This window comes from Spirosoma utsteinense (assembly GCF_014282275.1).
Lineage (GTDB): Bacteria > Bacteroidota > Bacteroidia > Cytophagales > Spirosomataceae > Spirosoma > Spirosoma utsteinense.
The window spans coordinates 61,168-77,086 of record NZ_VFIA01000030.1 but is presented as its reverse complement, the minus strand read 5'-3'; the positions used below and the strand labels follow the sequence as shown (position 1 = coordinate 77,086).

Genomic DNA, 15,919 nt, shown 5'->3' with positions numbered 1-15,919 from the left:
TTCCGAGACGTAGACAAAACCATAGAAAGTTCGGAGGCTATGCTACGAATTGGCTTTATTTCAATCCTGCTCAATAGGCTGGCCAAATAATAGTCCCAAACATACTCTAAGACCTACTTCGGTTTTGGACTGTTCGGTCTGGTAGTTCAGGTTGGACTTGATCTGCCGCTGCAAAAGCCCCTGCCGCAGGGTGACTTTGTTGGACGAACCCGCTTCCAGGGAGATGATGTCGGGGACGTATTGCGCTACGATAGCGGTAGTTTGGAGGTTGAGCCGGGGCGTCAGGGTATAAAACCAGCGCACCATGCCGTTCAGGGTCTGGTGGCGGTACTGGGTGCCGGTGGCATTGATGTTAGCCAGACTGCCCAGCAGATTGGTCTGAAAGAAATCTTTACTGAAGTAGCCCATGGCCGTTACCGTGCTGCGTTCCCCCGCCCGCCAGAAGAGCTTGGCCACCACGTCGCCAAAGTCGGCTTTGATGTCGTTCAGGCGGGGGGAGGCCAGGTGCAGCAGGGGCGAGTTGAAGGCACCCCGGGCCGAAATCAGCAGGCCCAGTTTTCCCTTGATCAGGGGCATGTCGGCGGTGAGTTTGTTAGACACCAGGCTGATGCCCCCCGTCAGGCGGAACTGCTCGAGGTTGGGGTTCTTCAGGGAAATGTCGAGCACCGACGCAGCCCGTCCCCCGAAGCGGGCGGGGACGTTGCCCTTGTAGAGGTCCAGCCCGTTGACGGCGTCGGGGGGGAAGACCGAAAACAGGCCAAACATGTGGGTGGGGTTGAAGATGGGGGTATCGTCCATCAGGATCAGGTTCTGGTCGGTGGTGCCGCCCCGGATGTTGATCCCGTTGGCGGCTTCACCCACGCTGGTAACTCCAGGCAGCAGTTGCAGCCCCCGCAGGATATCGACTTCCCCCAGGGCGGCTGGCAACCGTTCGAGCGTTTTCATACTGATGCGGCTTACCCCCAGCAGGGGCTCACGCACGGTGCGGTCGTAGCCTTTGCTGGTGACGACGACCTCTTCGAGCTGGCCCGACACCGCCGGCAGATCGACGTTGAGGGTCGTATGCTGGCGCAGGTAGAGACTGGTGCGGAAAGGGACGTAGCCCACGCCCCGCACCACGACGATATGGCGACCCGAGGGCAGGCTGATCGTGAAACGCCCCTGCTCATCGGTGTAGGTGCCGGTGGTGGCTTTTTCGTAATCGATGACCACGGCCATGCGCCCCAGGGGCTGGCGGCTGGCCGAGTCCCGTACCGTACCCGACAGGGAATAACTAAGCTGAGCCAGTGCGGGTGTGGCCATCAGGACACCCATGATCAGGAGCGAGCAGACCCGTAGATGGTTGATCATTAGTTTTCAATAGTGTCGGGTCGCTATGTAAAGCGGTGGGTCTATCCGGATCGTATTTATTACTGTTTTTGGGAAATCGTCAGATAGCTTCCGTACACATTAAAAAGTGGGAAACGGTCACCCAGATGGCGTGATACTTTGCCACTGCCCATCACCGAGGTACTAACGAAGCCTGCTTTGGTCAACTGGTCGACCAGCTGCTTCTGATGCATGATGTTTACATGAGATGGGTCGGCATAGATACTGTGCTTACGAAGGTAGACCAGATACGATTTAGGGTTCGGCGTGGTTAACAATACCCGGCCACCAGGTTTAAGTACCCGGTAAAATTCGCTGAGCATGGTGGGGAAGACAGCAACCGGAATATGCTCAACCAGTTCGCCGGCTACAATGGCACAAAAGCTATTATCCTCGGCTGGAATCGATGTCGCTGAACCAGCCACCAGGTGTTCGTACACCCCACCCGGTATACGACGGATACGATCTTCGACCATATCGATTCCCCAGAGTTTCAGATGCGGTTTTTTTTGTTTCAGCACTTGTCCGCCCCGGCCCGTATTGCAGCCAACGTCCAGGACCGAGAGGGCCTGCTGCGGGAGGTATTGCGTAAACTGAGCGTAGCGCTCAAGGGCGAAACTATCTGTTTCGCTCCAGACCTGGTTCTGATTAAAACGTAACGTGTCGTTGAGTGTGGTATTAGTAGAAAAGCTCATATAGTTGATTGGACAATGGTGTGAAACATGACGAACCAAATATATATTAGTAATATTTTATAATAACCATAACTAAAATGGAAATTAATAAAAGTGACTTAATGGCACCGGGGCCCCAATAAATAATGAACAAGCATGTTAACCATTGGAGAGAAATCACCGCATTACGCCAGTCGACAACCGCGCCGTCTGTTAGGACTCAACAGCGAAGCGTCGGTAGAAAACGTTGTGATTGTCGGTACCATCTTTCTGCGTCCCGTAGGGACGTAAGAGCGCAGCGTTGGTAGAAATGTTGTTAAGCGAATGTTGGAAGATGCCCGTAAGATGGTAGTGCCGTGGGTGCGAAACAACATTTGATTGTCGCACCCACGGCATAATGAAAAATGTTAATGCGAATGGGTTATTCTACCGACGCTACGCTGTTGTGTCCTTACGGGACGCGTGGGGATTCTACGCCATTTTGCAGTCGTTGTGGTATAAAATCGAAAACCCCGCTAATCTGGTTGATTAACGGGGTTTAATTTTCTTGATAGGGTAACCGTAGTAGGAAGTAGCGGGCTCGAACCGCTGACCTCTGCTCTGTCAAAGCAGCGCTCTGAACCAACTGAGCTAACCTCCTTTGTCCCCGAGAAAGTGTCGACGGCGGAGTTTCGTGAGAAAGGGCGTCGTCAACGCTTTCCGGGGACACAAATCTAAGAAACTTCCTTTGTTTCCAAATGGACGCGGTAGATTTTTTGTGACGGAATACGCCATAAAAGCAGTAACCCTATGATAAACAGAACCAGTAAACCCAGCACCGAATTACGCATACTGCCCGTCAGTTGCTCGATCAATCCGTAGAGCAGGGTCCCCATTACAATGGAAAGCTTCTCGGTCACATCGTAAAAGCTGAAGTACGAAGCGGTGTCGGTCGTAGCGGGAATGAGCTTGGAGTAGGTCGAGCGGGACAGCGACTGAATACCGCCCATGACCAGCCCCACCACCGAGGCCAGCGCAAAGAACTGACCCTGGGTCTGCACCAGGTAGGCCCCGGCGCAGATGCCGATCCAGATCACGACAGCCACCATCAGGGCGTAGGTATTACCGATCCGGGCCGACAGCCAGGAGAACCCATACGCGCCCGGAATAGCAACCAGCTGAAGCAATAGCACCAGGATGATCAGGTTCTGTCCGTCCATTTTCAGCTCGTCGCTGCCAAAAATGGTTGCTACGTACATCACCGTCTGAACTCCCATGTTGTACACGAAAAAGGCGGTCAGGAACTTCAGGATCAGCGGCCGCTGGGACAATTGGTTGAGGACGCTGCGTAACTCGCGGAAACCGTTGAGGAGGTAACGTCCATTTTTGTTCTGGCCGGGCTTTCGGGTGCCGTCGGGCAGTCGGCTGAAGGCAATCTGGGCAAATCCGATCCACCATACCCCAACCGTCAGAAAGGCGATCCGTGAGGCTGTCCCTTCGGAGATGTTACCAAACCAGTCCCGCTTCAGGATCATGAGCAGGTTGAAGATCATGAGCAGCACGCTCCCGATATACCCCATGGAAAAGCCCCGCGCACTCACCCGGTCGAACTGGTCGTCGGTAGCGATATCGGGCAGGTAGGAATTGTAGAAGACGATGCTGCCGCTCCAGCCAACCAGGCTCAGCCCGAAACAGATGACGGCGAAGGTGGTCGTATCGCGGGTGAAGAAATAAAGCAACCCGCAGCAGATGGCCCCCAGGTAACAGAAGGCTTTCATGAACGCCTTTTTCCGGCCGCTGTAATCGGCAATGGCCGAGCAAACCGGCGACAAGAGGGCTGTCAGCAGAAAAGCCGCAGAGACGGTGTACGAAAACAGCACCGTGTTTTTGATCGGGAAGCCCAGGAAGTTGATGATGGGGCCACCCGCTTCATTAAGGGCAGTGGCCGAGAAATAGACCGGAAAAATGCTGGACACGATCACCAGCGAATGCACGGAGTTTGCCCAGTCGTAGAACGTCCAGGCGGTCAGGGTACGGGGGTTATTTTTCAATGAGGGATTGAGTGAATTTCGAATGATTGAATGAGGGGATTTTGAATGAGTGAATAGCTGACGCAAACCCAATTCACTCATTCAAAATCCCCTCATTCAATCACTCACTGGTCACTGGTCAAACCGATGGGTCGAATTCCAGGTTTATATCGGTGTCCTTGCCATCGACCGGCGCGCGCTGACGCAGGATGAGTTTTGTGCGGTTCAGTTCGACGATTGGGAAATTACCTTTGAAGCCCGTTACGTCGACATCCATCGACTTGCCGTCGGGGGCCAGGGTCCAGGTGCCGCCGTTGATGATCTGCTTACTGACGCGGTCGACCGCCCGAACGGTGTTGTTATTGCGGAACTGCATGTCCAGGCCAAAGAGTACCTGTGTGCTCGTCCCCAGGCGGTTAGTGGCGATCGTCTGCCCGTCGGTAGTCGATACGCGGGTTGTCTGCCAGTTATTGGACACCAGCAGTTCGGTTTGGGAGTTTACCGTTGGGTTATTCTTGTCGTCATCTTTGCAACTGAACAGCGTTGCCGACAAAAGGAGGGATACCAGCAAAAAGCGAAGCGAAATCATAACTAAACTAGGTTTGGTTCGTGCGTAAGAAAAGAAAACGGTCACCGGTCGTTCTGTTCGAAGAGTCGCCCGTATACCTGTAGCCCCGGTGGGTGGCCAACCGGCGCGACCCAAAATTCAGTAGTTTTAACGAAATTTCAAGCAATGCTCGTACGATTTGGTCTATTAGTTGGGTTGTGGGGCAGTCTGAACCTGTCGGCGCGGGCGCAGCAGCTGTGTGCCGACCCCCTGAATTTTACCCCCGTCAGTCAACCCAACCGGATCGAGTGGGATAAATTTCCGGAATTTACCCTGCCTTTTTCCATCATCTACAGTGGGCCGCGCTTTGGCGATACCAAGGGGAGTCCGTTACGCCACGGCTTCAGTCACCTCGACCGGATCAACGCCACCGAGTTTGGATCGGTGGTGCAGCCCCGCCAGCGGGCCATCCCGTATTACGGCACCGCTACCGGCCTCAACCAGCCATGGGAAACGATCGAAAGCCCGTGGGGCAACGACCTCAATGCTTACCGGGCCAAATGGAACCAGTGGCTGTCGGAGGTGGCGGGGGGGACACGAAACGCCAGTGGCAAGTACGTGATCCAGGCGGGCCGGATCACGATCGACGTTGAACGCATTGCCGAATCGGACGCGCGAATCCTGCGGCTCAAGCAGAACGCCAGCGTGCCTGCGGTTTACCGTAACCTGTCGGACGCCGATTTTCTGGCGGCTTACAAAAAAGATATCCGGGCACTGTATGCCGAAAGTTTACGGTACCTGCGCGAGAACGCCGACCTGACGGGCATAACGGTCAGCAGCTACGCCGACACGCCGATCCTCAATACCTACCTGAATGTGCCGGGCAACACCTGGGCCGACTGGACAACGAACCTGGCGCGGGTCAACTACCTGGTCAAGGACTCGACCGGGCAGCGGGTGGGCGGCCCCTTTTACGACCGGCTGGACGTGCTGTCGCCTTCGGCCTATTATTATTACGACTACCCCAACCCGCTGGCCCAGGATTACCTGGCCTACCTGCTGTTTCAGGTAGAGGCAAACCGGGCCTGGAGCAACAAACCGGTGGTGCCGTGGGTGTGGCTCCGCTATCATAACAGTACGCCGTTCTACCCCAATTTCATCCAGCCTTTTATGGCCGAAGCCACGGCTATTTTTCCATTTTTCTCGGGCGCTGCTGGTCTATGGCTGTGGGAAGAACCCAACGTGGAGCAGGCCCGAAACGACGTTTACGGCGCTTACGAGCATTTTACGCATGGGCTCTACCGCCTTTCCCGCTTCGCCGACATGTTCCAGGGTCAGTATGAACTGGTGATCGAAACGCCCGCCCGCGACCTGATGGACAAGCAACTACCCGTTTGGCGGGGGGTGGCCAAGGGCAATGCGATCCTGATTGCGGCCCAGAACCCGTATGCGGCCGATGGCCAGAAAACGACCCTGACTGTTCGCTACAAAACCTGGCAGCAAACCATCGACCTGACGGGGCGGCAGGTATACCTGTGCCGGTTCGATATGGGAACGGTAACGGCAACAGAACCATCCAGCGCCGATATAACGGTTTTCCCCAACCCCACTGCCTCAACGCTGACTGTTTCCTTCGGTCAGCTCCCAACCATCGCTACCGAGTTGACGTTATTAACAACAAGCGGTCAGGTGATCGGCCGCCAGCCGGTGAGGGCCATGAGTGAAACGATGAACGTCGGCACCTTGCCTGCCGGAATTTATTTCCTGCGCATCACCCATGAAGGCGGCAGCCAAACCAAAAAAGTAGTCATCACACGCTAGCGTTTGATGCCTTATCCAGATAACCCTGTTCGTGGGCGGGTGGCTTTGTGAGTCATCAGTTCCCGAATGGCTTACTACCGAACAGTATGCCCAACCAACTGCAATACGAAACCAGTCCCTATCTGTTACAACATGCCGAAAACCCCGTCGACTGGTATCCCTGGGGAGAGGAGGCCCTGAACCGCGCCACCGACGAAGATAAACCCATCCTCGTCAGCATCGGGTATTCGGCCTGCCACTGGTGTCATGTCATGGAGCATGAGTCGTTCGAGAAAGACGGCGTGGCGCGGGTGATGAACGAAAACTTTATCTGCATCAAGGTCGACCGCGAGGAACGCCCGGACGTTGATGCCATTTACATGGATGCTGTACAGGCGATGGGGGTACAGGGCGGCTGGCCGCTCAACGTGTTTCTGATGCCCGACGCCAAGCCATTTTACGGTGTTACCTACCTGCCGACCCAGAACTGGGTTCAGCTCCTGGGTAGCATCCGGTCGGCGTTCGACGAACACCGCGATGATCTTGTCCGGTCGGCAGAAGGGTTCGCTACGGAGTTGAATATCAGCGATGTGGAACGCTATAACTTACCGCAAACCGATCCGCTGTTTGCGCCCGAAACGCTCGACGGCCTGTACCGGAAAGTGATCGTCAAGACCGACGATGAGAAAGGGGGTATGAACCGGGCACCCAAGTTTCCGATGCCGAGTGTCTGGCGGTTTCTGCTGCGCTACCATAGCTCGGTTGGTTCGCTGGCCAACGGATCGGAGCCGGGCAGCCGGGGGGCCGAACCAGCCGACAGTCAGTCGTCCGACCGGGCGCTCCATCAGGTCGCACTAACCCTCGACCACATGGCCCTGGGCGGCATCTATGACCAGCTGGGGGGCGGATTTGCCCGCTACTCCACCGATGGAGACTGGTTTGCGCCCCATTTCGAGAAGATGCTGTATGATAACGGCCAGCTGCTGACGCTTTATGCCGAAGCGTATAGCCTGACGAAGAGTCCGCTCTACCGGCATGTTGTGTACCAGACGATTGCCTTTGCCCAGCGCGAACTGCTCAGTCCCGAAGGTGGCTTCTATTCGGCTCTCGATGCCGATAGCGAAGGGGAAGAGGGTAGATTCTACACCTTTACAAACCCGGAACTACGGGAGATCCTGGGGGATGAGTACGGCTGGTTTGCGGACTTGTATAATTTACCGGCTCAGGGCGAGGAATCATCCAACTGGGAACACGGTCGGAATATCCTGCACCGAACGGAAAAAGATGACGCTTTCGCCGAGCGTATGGGCTGGTCACTGGCCGACCTGGGCCTGCGGCTGGACGCCACCCACGCCCGGCTGCTGCGGGTCCGGAACGAACGTATCCGGCCGGGCCTCGACGATAAAATCCTGTGCTCCTGGAATGGGCTGATGCTGAAAGGTCTCGTTACGGCCTACCGCGTTTTTGGTGAACCCGAGTTCCTGACGCTGGCCCTGCGCAATGCTTATTTCCTTTTGAAGAAGATGCGCGACGCCCGCAACGGACGCCTGTGGCATACCTATAAGCTGGGCCGTGCCCGCCAGGCCGGTTTCCTGGATGATTACGCAGCTGTGATCGATGGACTGCTGGCGCTGTATCAGGCAACGTTTACACGAAGCTGGCTGACCGAAGCGGATCAGTTGATGCAGTATGTGCTGGCCAACTTCGCCGACCAGCGAACCGTAGAAGGTACCTCCGAAACGGCAGATGAGCTTTTCTTTTTCACCGATAAAAACAGCGAAGAACTCATTGCCCGCCGTAAAGAGATCTTCGACAATGTGATCCCGGCTTCAAACTCGATGATGGCGGAGAACCTGTACACGATGAGCCTGCTACTCGAACGGCCCGACTACGCCCAACGGGCCGACCGGATGCTGGGCCGGGTGCAGCCACTGGTGCAGCAAAATGCCGATTACCTCACCAACTGGGCCGCCCAGTTTGCGATGCGCGTGCGGCCTACTGCCGAAATTGCCATCGTCGGTCCGGACGCTGAGCGGTTTCGGGCCGAGATCGATACGGTCTTTTATCCGAACAAGGTTATATGTGGGGTATCGGACGAAGGCGGTACCGGCCCGGACGGGTTACCGCTGCTGCAACATCGGGGGACGATCGATGGCATAACGGCCATTTACGTCTGCTATAACCGGGCCTGTCAATTGCCCGTGACCAGTGTGGCCGATATGTGGCCGTTACTTCGGTAAATTGGTAGCGCCAGTAATGCCATATCCTGAGGGTGTGGCATTACTTCGGTAGACTAACCAGGCTCTCAAAAAGTATATCCGTTACCGTTCGTAAAGAAAAATATAATTAATCCAGAAAAAAGTAAGAGTATAGGGGTATAATTGCGTCATTTAGTGGTCACATATCCCCCGATACTAGTATCAGGGGATATCCTCTATTTACTAAATAACTATCCATCCCTATGTTTCGAACTTCACTTTACCTGAGCCTATTGCTGGCTGCGGGCTGGTTAGCCGCCTGCTCCGATCATTTAAATCCGGCTGTAACGCCCGGTTCCACAACGACCCGTATGCGGGTTAAAGCCCTTAGGCTCGAATTGCCCAATGGCCTGGCCAGGGTTAGCGCGTTCAGCTACGATGGGCAGGGGCGGCTCAGTGGCATCAAAACCTATCAGACGCCGGATAGTACCGTTGCTGCGTTGGAAACCAGCGTTTATCAGTACGATGCACAAAATCGACTAACGGGTTTACGGCGTCAGGCTATTCTTTACCCACGGGGCAATTCATTCAGCCCGAGCGAATCGTATACCTACAGTTATAATGATGCGGGACAAGTGACCGGTCTCAATTACGCGTCAGGTTTTTCGCTGACGTTCGCCTATAATAGCGCGAACAAGCTGGCGAGCAGCCGTAGACAGTTCCTCTTTAGTGGGATCGATCAGTTTGGGACTGACTCATTTACGTTCACGGGCGATGACCTGACCAAACTCAATTCAACCCGAACAATACCCACGAGGGGGCCGGGGGGCGACTTCAGATCAGACGTGACGTTTGCGTACGACGACAAGGTAAACCCCTTCTACGGTGTGTACGTTATACCGGCTCCATACCCCGCCGGGTTCGTTCGATTGCAGTCGGCACCCGGCACCGTCGAGACCTATTTCGGGGGAATCGAAAATGTGCTGAACCTGAGCCCGCATAATGTACTGACCAAGGTAAGTAACGGTATCTCCACTATTGGTTCAACGACGAACACCTCGACCAGCAGGTCGGTCTACCAGTACGAGTACAATACGGCCAACCTGCCTACGCTTCTTACCACAACGACGGACAACGTACTGAAAGAGACGCTTCGGTTCGAGTATGAGTCCTATTGAGCAAATACGTGCGTAGCGTCTGTATTGGCTGATGTGCTTTCTTTTTTTATAACCACCTGTTCATACCATGAAGCGAATTTTACTTTACCTGACCATTCTGTTGAGTGGCGGTCTTTCGGGCTGCCTGGATCATCAAATTCCCAGTGTCACTCCCGGTCTGCCGGTTACCCGATTGCGCGTGAAATCCCTGATGTACGAAGCGCCCGATAATCGAACGTATGTCAGCCGGTTTGGTTACGACGGTCAGGGTCGGCTCACTTCTCTTGATTCGTATCAAACCCCCGATAGCAGCGTTGACGGGATTGTGCGCGGCTTGTATTCGTATGATACCCAGAACCGGCTGACCCGATTACAACGGGTAAACAAGGCCGGGTTGACCGAAGGCTATACCTATTCCTACAATGACGCCGGACAGGTATCACAGATAAGCCATTCCGGCGGTCTGACCTGGAACTACGGGTATACAGAAGCTAACCAACTGTCGACGGCTTCTCTCTTTTACTCACACCCCCGGTTTTCAATCCAGGGTTCACTCAAATTTACGTTCACCGGAAATAACCTGACCCAAACGACAGGCGGAACGGGCATCAGATACCAGGGTATGCCTGAAGGGACATCCAGTGGTTTTCCCGGGGTCAGCGGAGCTGCGTTTACCCACGATGATAAACTCAATCCGTTCTACGGTGTCTTCGTTGTTCCTTCTCCCTTACCCGGGTTTTCGAACTTGTTTTTTGGCCCTACTACACCGGGGGCCCATTTCGGCGGAATCGACAACGTGCAAAGCCTGAGTCAGAACAACGTGTTGACGGAAATACCTGTATCCCAACACCAGGGAACGATCACCTACCAGTATCAGTACAACGCGGCTAACCTGCCTACGCTGCGGATCAAAACAACGACGACGCCACTTCCCAACGCGGGCGTTACCGTTGAAACCCTGCGCTTCGAGTACGAGTCGTACTGATAATCAGTAGCTGACAGTATACCTGTACCGGCCGGGCGTATCATACGCCCGGCCATTTTTTTGCCGGAAAAGAAAATTGATTAGTCGCCCCAGGCTGTCAGGATCAGCGTGCGGGAGCCGCCATCGTTGCGGTGCTCGCCGAGGTAGATGCCCTGCCAGGTGCCCAGATTCAGCTGGCCGTTGGTAATGGGAATCGTAACCGAGTGGCCGAGCATGGCCGCCTTCAGGTGGGCGGGCATGTCGTCTGAGCCTTCATAATCGTGCTGGTAGTAGGGAGCGTTTTCCGGAACCGTCCTGTTAAAGTAACGCTCGAAGTCGCCCCGGACGGTTGGGTCGGCGTTTTCGTTGATCGTCAGGCTGGCCGAGGTATGCTGGATGAACACTTGAAGCAGACCGACCCGTATCTGCCGGAGCTTATCCGCAAACTCCCGCTCAACGATCCGGGTGATGAGGTGAAACCCGCGCGGATAAGCGGGCAGATGGACTGTGTGCTGGAACGTTTGCATAACTGGTTCAACGCAGTGTACCGGCTGGCCTAGCTGCTTACACGGCCTGCATTCTCGCTGACGAACGCACCCCACGCGCCCTTTTTGTTCTTCTTGCCCGGTGCAACCGGCAGCGCATTCTCGTGGAAATGGTGGCAAACGGCGATGGCTAGTGCATCGGTCGCATCGAAGAACTTGGGGTTCAGGTCTTCTTTCAGCAGATGGCCCACCATGTGCGAAACCTGGTCTTTGGTGGCGTTGCCGTTGCCGGTCACCGACTGCTTGATGCGCCGGGGGGCATACTCAACGATGGGGATGTTGCGCGAGAGCGCTGCCGCCATCACCACCCCCTGCGCCCGTCCGAGTTTGAGCATGGCCTGTACGTTCTTTCCGAAAAACGGATCTTCGATGGCCATTTCATCGGGTTTATGTTCTTCAATGAGCCGGATGATGGTTTCGTAGAGTTTCTGGAGCTTCAGCTGGTAGGTCGTATATTTGTTCAACTCGATGACACCATATTGAATCATCCGCATAACTCCCCCCTGAATCGAAATGATGCCGTAGCCGGCGATCTGTGTGCCGGGGTCAATACCCAGAATAATCTTTTCGGGCAGGATCGTGGCGTTTTTTGCGGTGATAATCATGGACGGGTCGTTAAGCACTCTTACAAAGTAACGTGTTCTCCTACGTTTTGTCGCTGAAATCAACTAAAAAAATCGGTTTCTGGTTAAAATCCGCGGTTTTACTCGGACTGATTGGCTACATCGCCTATGTAGTCCGTCAGCAGCGCTTCGACTGGACAACGGTGTACCAGCAAATCCGGTCGGTGGAACAGCCCGGACGATGGGCGGCTGCGTTGGTACTGCTTACACCCGTAAACTGGGGTTTCGAAGCGTTGAAGTGGCAGATTCTGCTTCAGCGCGTGGAACGAACCACCTTCTGGGACGCCTATCGGGGGGTGCTGGCGGGGCTGTCGCTGGGGTTTGCGTTGCCGGCTCAACTGGGGGATACCGCCGGGCGGGTACTGTCGCTGCGTACCAGCGCCCGGTCCGAAGCCATTGGAGCCTCACTGGTGTCGGGGGGGATGCAGTTCTACGTCGCGCTGGTGTTTGGTGCGGTAGCCTGGGCCCATCACCTGCGGGTGGCACCGGACCGAAACACCCCGACCAGCCAGTGGCTGCTGGCGCTGCTGGCCACGCTTTCAGTGCTTGGCATTGGATTCGGGCTCGTGCGCCGACGGCTCATTGGCTGGCTGTCCACGCGCCCGCGGCTCATCCGGTTTGCCCGTTACTGGGAAGTCGGCGGCCTGTATGATGACCGTGAGATCGGATTAGCGCTTCTCGTGGCAGCCTGCCGGTATCTGGTTTTTTCGCTTCAATTTTACATGGCGATGCGGCTCGTCGGCGTCGGGCTGTCGATGGACATTGCCGCGTCGGGCATTGGCGTCGTCTTTCTGGTCAAGACCATTACGCCCGCGTTTAACCTGCTCAGCGATCTGGGCGTTCGGGAAGCGGCTGCGCTGTGGGTGTTTGCTCCCTTCGGGCAGACGAATGGTACTGCTCCCGCATCGGTGCTCATTACCGTGACGCTGACCCTCTGGATCGTTAATATATTGATCCCGGTGTTGACAGGGCTGATCTGGGTATGGCGGCTGAAATGGTCTGTCCGATGATCGCGTAACTCACCTTTTAAAAAGAGCGAACAACAATTTTGTGATCAGTATCCTTATCCTTATTAGTGCCCTGTATGCGCTGTTCACCCTACTCATATGGGTGACCTGGCTGCGGATGCCTGCCTTCCGGCCGGTGGGGCCAATAATCAATGGACCTACCATTACGGTTATCATCCCCGTTCGAAATGAAGCCGCCAGCATTGGTTACCTGCTCGATGACTTGAGCCGGCAGTCGTATGATCGCTTTACGGTTATTGTGGCCGATGATTCCTCGACGGATGCTACGCTGGCTATCTGTCAGGCGTATGCCCGCCGGATGCCTTACGCCCTGCATCCGCTACCCCTGACCGACGAGCGCAGCGCTTCGCCCAAGAAGCGGGCCATCAGCCAGAGTATCGCCCTGGCTACGGGCGAACTGATCGTGACTACCGACGGCGACTGCCGGGTGGGGCCGGACTGGCTGGCCTCGATGGCCGCTTTTTATCAGGAAACGGGGGCGAAGCTAATCTCGGGGCCGGTCACGTTTGCCGCACCAGCCGGGGAGCTATATCGTCAGCAGGGCCGGGGCGTTAACCCGGGCCATACAGAGAAGGGGGCAGACCGGCCATACCTCAGCGCGAGTCAGCGACTGTTTGCGCTGTTGCAAACGGTGGAATTTGCCAGTTTGATTGGGTCCGGTGCCTGCACCATGGCGCTGGGGAAACCAACGATGTGCAACGGTGCCAACCTTTGCTACCAAAAACGGGTCTTTACGGAAGTCGGCGGTTTTGCGGGAGTCGATCACCTGGCTTCGGGCGATGATGAATTTCTGATGCACAAAGTGGCGGCCCGGTACCCAACTGGCGTTCACTTCCTGAAAAGCCGTGACGCTATCGTGTCGACCCAGGCCCACCTGTCGCTGTCGTCGTTTTATCAGCAGCGCAAACGGTGGGCCAGCAAGTGGAAAGCCTACGAGAGCTGGCTGCCTTCGGTGCTGGCCGTATTTATTTTTCTGAGTAATGCCGCTCCGGTAGTGGCCGTAGGTGGGTGGTTGCTCGGATTTTTAGACGGAAACGCCGTACTGGCCGTTATGGCCCTGAAGGGAGTCACCGAGTTTTTGTTTTTACGGCAGATTCTTGTTTTTTTACAAAAAAAACCGGCTGTAGCCGTGATACCTCTAACGCAGTTGCTCTACCCATTTTATGTTGTTTTCTTTGGTCTGGCTGCCCAGGGAAAAGGATATCAATGGAAAGGGCGAAACCTGAAATAAACGGATGCAGGGTATGATCGTGGGTGTCGTGTCGTTGCCCATACCTGAGCTAGTCATGCGTCCGGAAATGCCAGCCGATTGCCGGATCAACCCGTTAACCTCAAACCATAAACGTTTTGTCTTTCTTTCTCCATAAGTCAAACTTCCTCATCCGGACCATCTACCCCGAATTCTGGTGGAAAATCGACGATGCCGCAACGCCGACGATTTACCTGACCTTCGATGACGGCCCTATTCCCGATGTTACCTCGTTCGTACTGGAGCAACTGGATAAGTATGCTGCCCAGGCCACATTTTTCTGCATCGGCGACAATGTTCGCAAGCATAAGGATGTTTTGTTTCAGGTACTTGAAGCCGGTCATATGGTCGGCAATCATACCTATAACCACCTTAATGGCTGGAAGACAGAGGATGCGGCTTATCTGGAAAATATCCAAAAATGCCAACAGGAGCTAGGCGTAGAAACGGCCCTGTTTCGCCCGCCTTACGGACGGATCCGGAAAACGCAGGCCGCCCAGGTCATTGAAAATTATTCGATCGTGATGTGGGACGTGCTGACGGGCGACTTTGACCGAAAATTACCTGCCGATGTATGCCTTCGTAAAACGATACAGTATACGGAGCCCGGCTCGATCGTGGTTTTTCACGATAGTCTGAAAGCCTGGCCAACGATGCGGTACGTACTGCCCCGGATGCTGGCTTACTTCGCCGAGCGTGGCTATTCGTTCCGGGCCGTTCCGCAACCCGTTTATGCCGGATACTAGGGGAGGGGTCGACATCAGCATTCTGATTGCCGCCCGCAATGAAGAAGCAACAATACTCGACTGTTTACAGGCCATTGCTCGGCTCCGCTACCCGGAAAGCCGGTTCGAAGTACTGGTTGGCAACGACCAGTCGACCGACGGGACAGCGGCCATCGTTGCCGGTTACCTGGCTGATAAACCGAACATACGGCTGGTAACGATTCCGGAAAGTCAGTCAGGTTTGCGGGGTAAAGCCAATGTGCTGGCGCAACTGGCCCGGCAGGCACAAGGCCAGTACCTGTTCTTTACGGATGCCGATACGCAGGTGTCGCCCGACTGGCTGACGGACATGCGTGCGATGTTCAGCGATAGGGTAGGTATTGTCTCTGGCGTTACCCTGCCTGATGGACCGAGCCTGTTCCACAAACTCCAAACCATCGACTGGCTTTATAACCTGACTCTTACGCATCTGATGAGCAGCTTCGGGGTGCCCCTCACGGCCATGGGCAATAACATGGCGGTAACGCGGGAGGCTTATGAGGCCGTTGGTGGGTACGAATCACTGCCATTCTCGGTAGTGGAAGATTACACCCTGTTTCAGGCCATTGTCGGGCGGGGCTTCGGCTTTCGCAACCTACTAAATCAGGACGTGCTGGCCCAAACCAAACCTGTCGATACGCTACGGCATTTCCTCGATCAGCGCCAACGCTGGATGCGGGGTGCCACCGCCTTGCCCGCTTGGATGGTGACGCTGCTGTATGTTCAGTATCTGGCCGGTCCGTTGCTGCTGCTGCTGGGTTGGTTCGTTCCGGTACTGGCCGTTGGGCTGTATGTACTGAAGTTATTTATCCAGACGCTCGTTATTTCGTTCGGTTTGGGGCGGCTTCGGCAAACCACCTTACTGCCTTACGCGTTGTTATTTGACCTGTATCAACTTATCATCGGTCCAATTTCCGTAGTGTATTACCTTTCCTCGAACCAGATTAGCTGGAAAGGGAGGAACTATAGGTAGTCATAAAGTCGTAAGTCATA

At 55.2% G+C, this 15,919-nt stretch carries 16 protein-coding genes and 1 tRNA gene; 10 read left to right on the top strand and 7 right to left on the bottom strand.

Annotated elements, in window-relative coordinates:
- Window positions 1-60 precede the first annotated feature (60 nt).
- On the bottom strand, window positions 61-1,350 hold the full coding sequence (locus tag FH603_RS20595; RefSeq protein ID WP_186739587.1) for a TonB-dependent receptor: 1,290 nt from the start codon (window positions 1,348-1,350) through the stop codon (window positions 61-63).
- Between the two features lie 59 nt (window positions 1,351-1,409).
- Window positions 1,410-2,063, bottom strand: coding sequence for a class I SAM-dependent methyltransferase (locus FH603_RS20590; protein WP_186739586.1), 654 nt, complete (start codon window positions 2,061-2,063; stop codon window positions 1,410-1,412).
- Window positions 2,064-2,198: 135 nt separating this feature from the next.
- On the opposite strand from FH603_RS20590, the gene FH603_RS28990 reads away from it, so the two are divergent.
- Entirely contained in the window at window positions 2,199-2,333 is a 135-nt protein-coding gene (locus FH603_RS28990; RefSeq protein ID WP_262891265.1) for a hypothetical protein, read from the top strand.
- 106 nt (window positions 2,334-2,439) lie between these two features.
- On the top strand, window positions 2,440-2,574 hold the full coding sequence (locus tag FH603_RS28985; RefSeq protein ID WP_262891266.1) for a hypothetical protein: 135 nt from the start codon (window positions 2,440-2,442) through the stop codon (window positions 2,572-2,574).
- A 33-nt stretch (window positions 2,575-2,607) separates the two neighbouring features.
- On the opposite strand, the gene FH603_RS20585 is transcribed toward FH603_RS28985, so the two are convergent.
- The 3 genes from FH603_RS20585 to FH603_RS20575 form a co-directional block, all read right to left on the bottom strand.
- A tRNA-Val gene (locus FH603_RS20585) sits at window positions 2,608-2,682 on the bottom strand.
- Between the two features lie 73 nt (window positions 2,683-2,755).
- Window positions 2,756-4,072, bottom strand: coding sequence for an MFS transporter (locus FH603_RS20580; RefSeq protein ID WP_186739585.1), 1,317 nt, complete (start codon window positions 4,070-4,072; stop codon window positions 2,756-2,758).
- Window positions 4,073-4,190: 118 nt separating this feature from the next.
- The gene (locus FH603_RS20575) at window positions 4,191-4,640 is read right to left on the bottom strand and encodes a hypothetical protein (RefSeq protein ID WP_186739584.1); all 450 of its coding nucleotides are present in this window, start codon (window positions 4,638-4,640) and stop codon (window positions 4,191-4,193) included.
- 144 nt (window positions 4,641-4,784) lie between these two features.
- On the opposite strand from FH603_RS20575, the gene FH603_RS20570 reads away from it, so the two are divergent.
- The 4 genes from FH603_RS20570 (at window position 4,785) to FH603_RS20555 (ending at window position 10,738) form a co-directional block, all read left to right on the top strand.
- Entirely contained in the window at window positions 4,785-6,419 is a 1,635-nt protein-coding gene (locus FH603_RS20570; protein ID WP_186739583.1) for a T9SS type A sorting domain-containing protein, read from the top strand.
- A gap of 86 nt (window positions 6,420-6,505) precedes the next feature.
- Window positions 6,506-8,638, top strand: coding sequence for a thioredoxin domain-containing protein (locus tag FH603_RS20565; protein ID WP_186739582.1), 2,133 nt, complete (start codon window positions 6,506-6,508; stop codon window positions 8,636-8,638).
- Between the two features lie 221 nt (window positions 8,639-8,859).
- Complete coding sequence (locus FH603_RS20560) at window positions 8,860-9,774, top strand: hypothetical protein (RefSeq protein ID WP_186739581.1); 915 nt, start codon at window positions 8,860-8,862, stop codon at window positions 9,772-9,774.
- 67 nt (window positions 9,775-9,841) lie between these two features.
- Window positions 9,842-10,738, top strand: a complete 897-nt coding sequence (locus tag FH603_RS20555; RefSeq protein ID WP_186739580.1) for a hypothetical protein — start codon at window positions 9,842-9,844, stop codon at window positions 10,736-10,738.
- Window positions 10,739-10,818: 80 nt separating this feature from the next.
- Here FH603_RS20555 and FH603_RS20550 read toward each other — a convergent pair whose 3' ends face one another.
- Entirely contained in the window at window positions 10,819-11,244 is a 426-nt protein-coding gene (locus FH603_RS20550) for a secondary thiamine-phosphate synthase enzyme YjbQ (protein WP_186739579.1), read from the bottom strand.
- Window positions 11,245-11,273: 29 nt separating this feature from the next.
- Window positions 11,274-11,867 carry a crossover junction endodeoxyribonuclease RuvC gene (gene ruvC / locus FH603_RS20545; protein WP_186739578.1) on the bottom strand — a complete coding sequence of 198 codons (594 nt, stop codon included), beginning with the start codon at window positions 11,865-11,867 and terminating at the stop codon, window positions 11,274-11,276.
- Window positions 11,868-11,914: 47 nt separating this feature from the next.
- Here ruvC and FH603_RS20540 point away from each other — a divergent pair, with 47 nt between their 5' ends.
- The 4 genes from FH603_RS20540 (at window position 11,915) to FH603_RS20525 (ending at window position 15,899) form a co-directional block, all read left to right on the top strand.
- On the top strand, window positions 11,915-12,895 hold the full coding sequence (locus tag FH603_RS20540; RefSeq protein WP_186739577.1) for a lysylphosphatidylglycerol synthase domain-containing protein: 981 nt from the start codon (window positions 11,915-11,917) through the stop codon (window positions 12,893-12,895).
- A gap of 40 nt (window positions 12,896-12,935) precedes the next feature.
- Window positions 12,936-14,144, top strand: coding sequence for a glycosyltransferase (locus tag FH603_RS20535; RefSeq protein WP_186739576.1), 1,209 nt, complete (start codon window positions 12,936-12,938; stop codon window positions 14,142-14,144).
- Window positions 14,145-14,260: 116 nt separating this feature from the next.
- Window positions 14,261-14,908 (top strand): polysaccharide deacetylase family protein, encoded by a 648-nt coding sequence (locus tag FH603_RS20530; protein WP_186739575.1) that lies wholly within the window; start codon window positions 14,261-14,263, stop codon window positions 14,906-14,908.
- On the top strand, window positions 14,895-15,899 hold the full coding sequence (locus tag FH603_RS20525) for a glycosyltransferase (RefSeq protein WP_186739574.1): 1,005 nt from the start codon (window positions 14,895-14,897) through the stop codon (window positions 15,897-15,899). Before FH603_RS20530 ends, FH603_RS20525 begins: the two co-directional genes overlap by 14 nt.
- Window positions 15,900-15,919 lie beyond the last annotated feature (20 nt).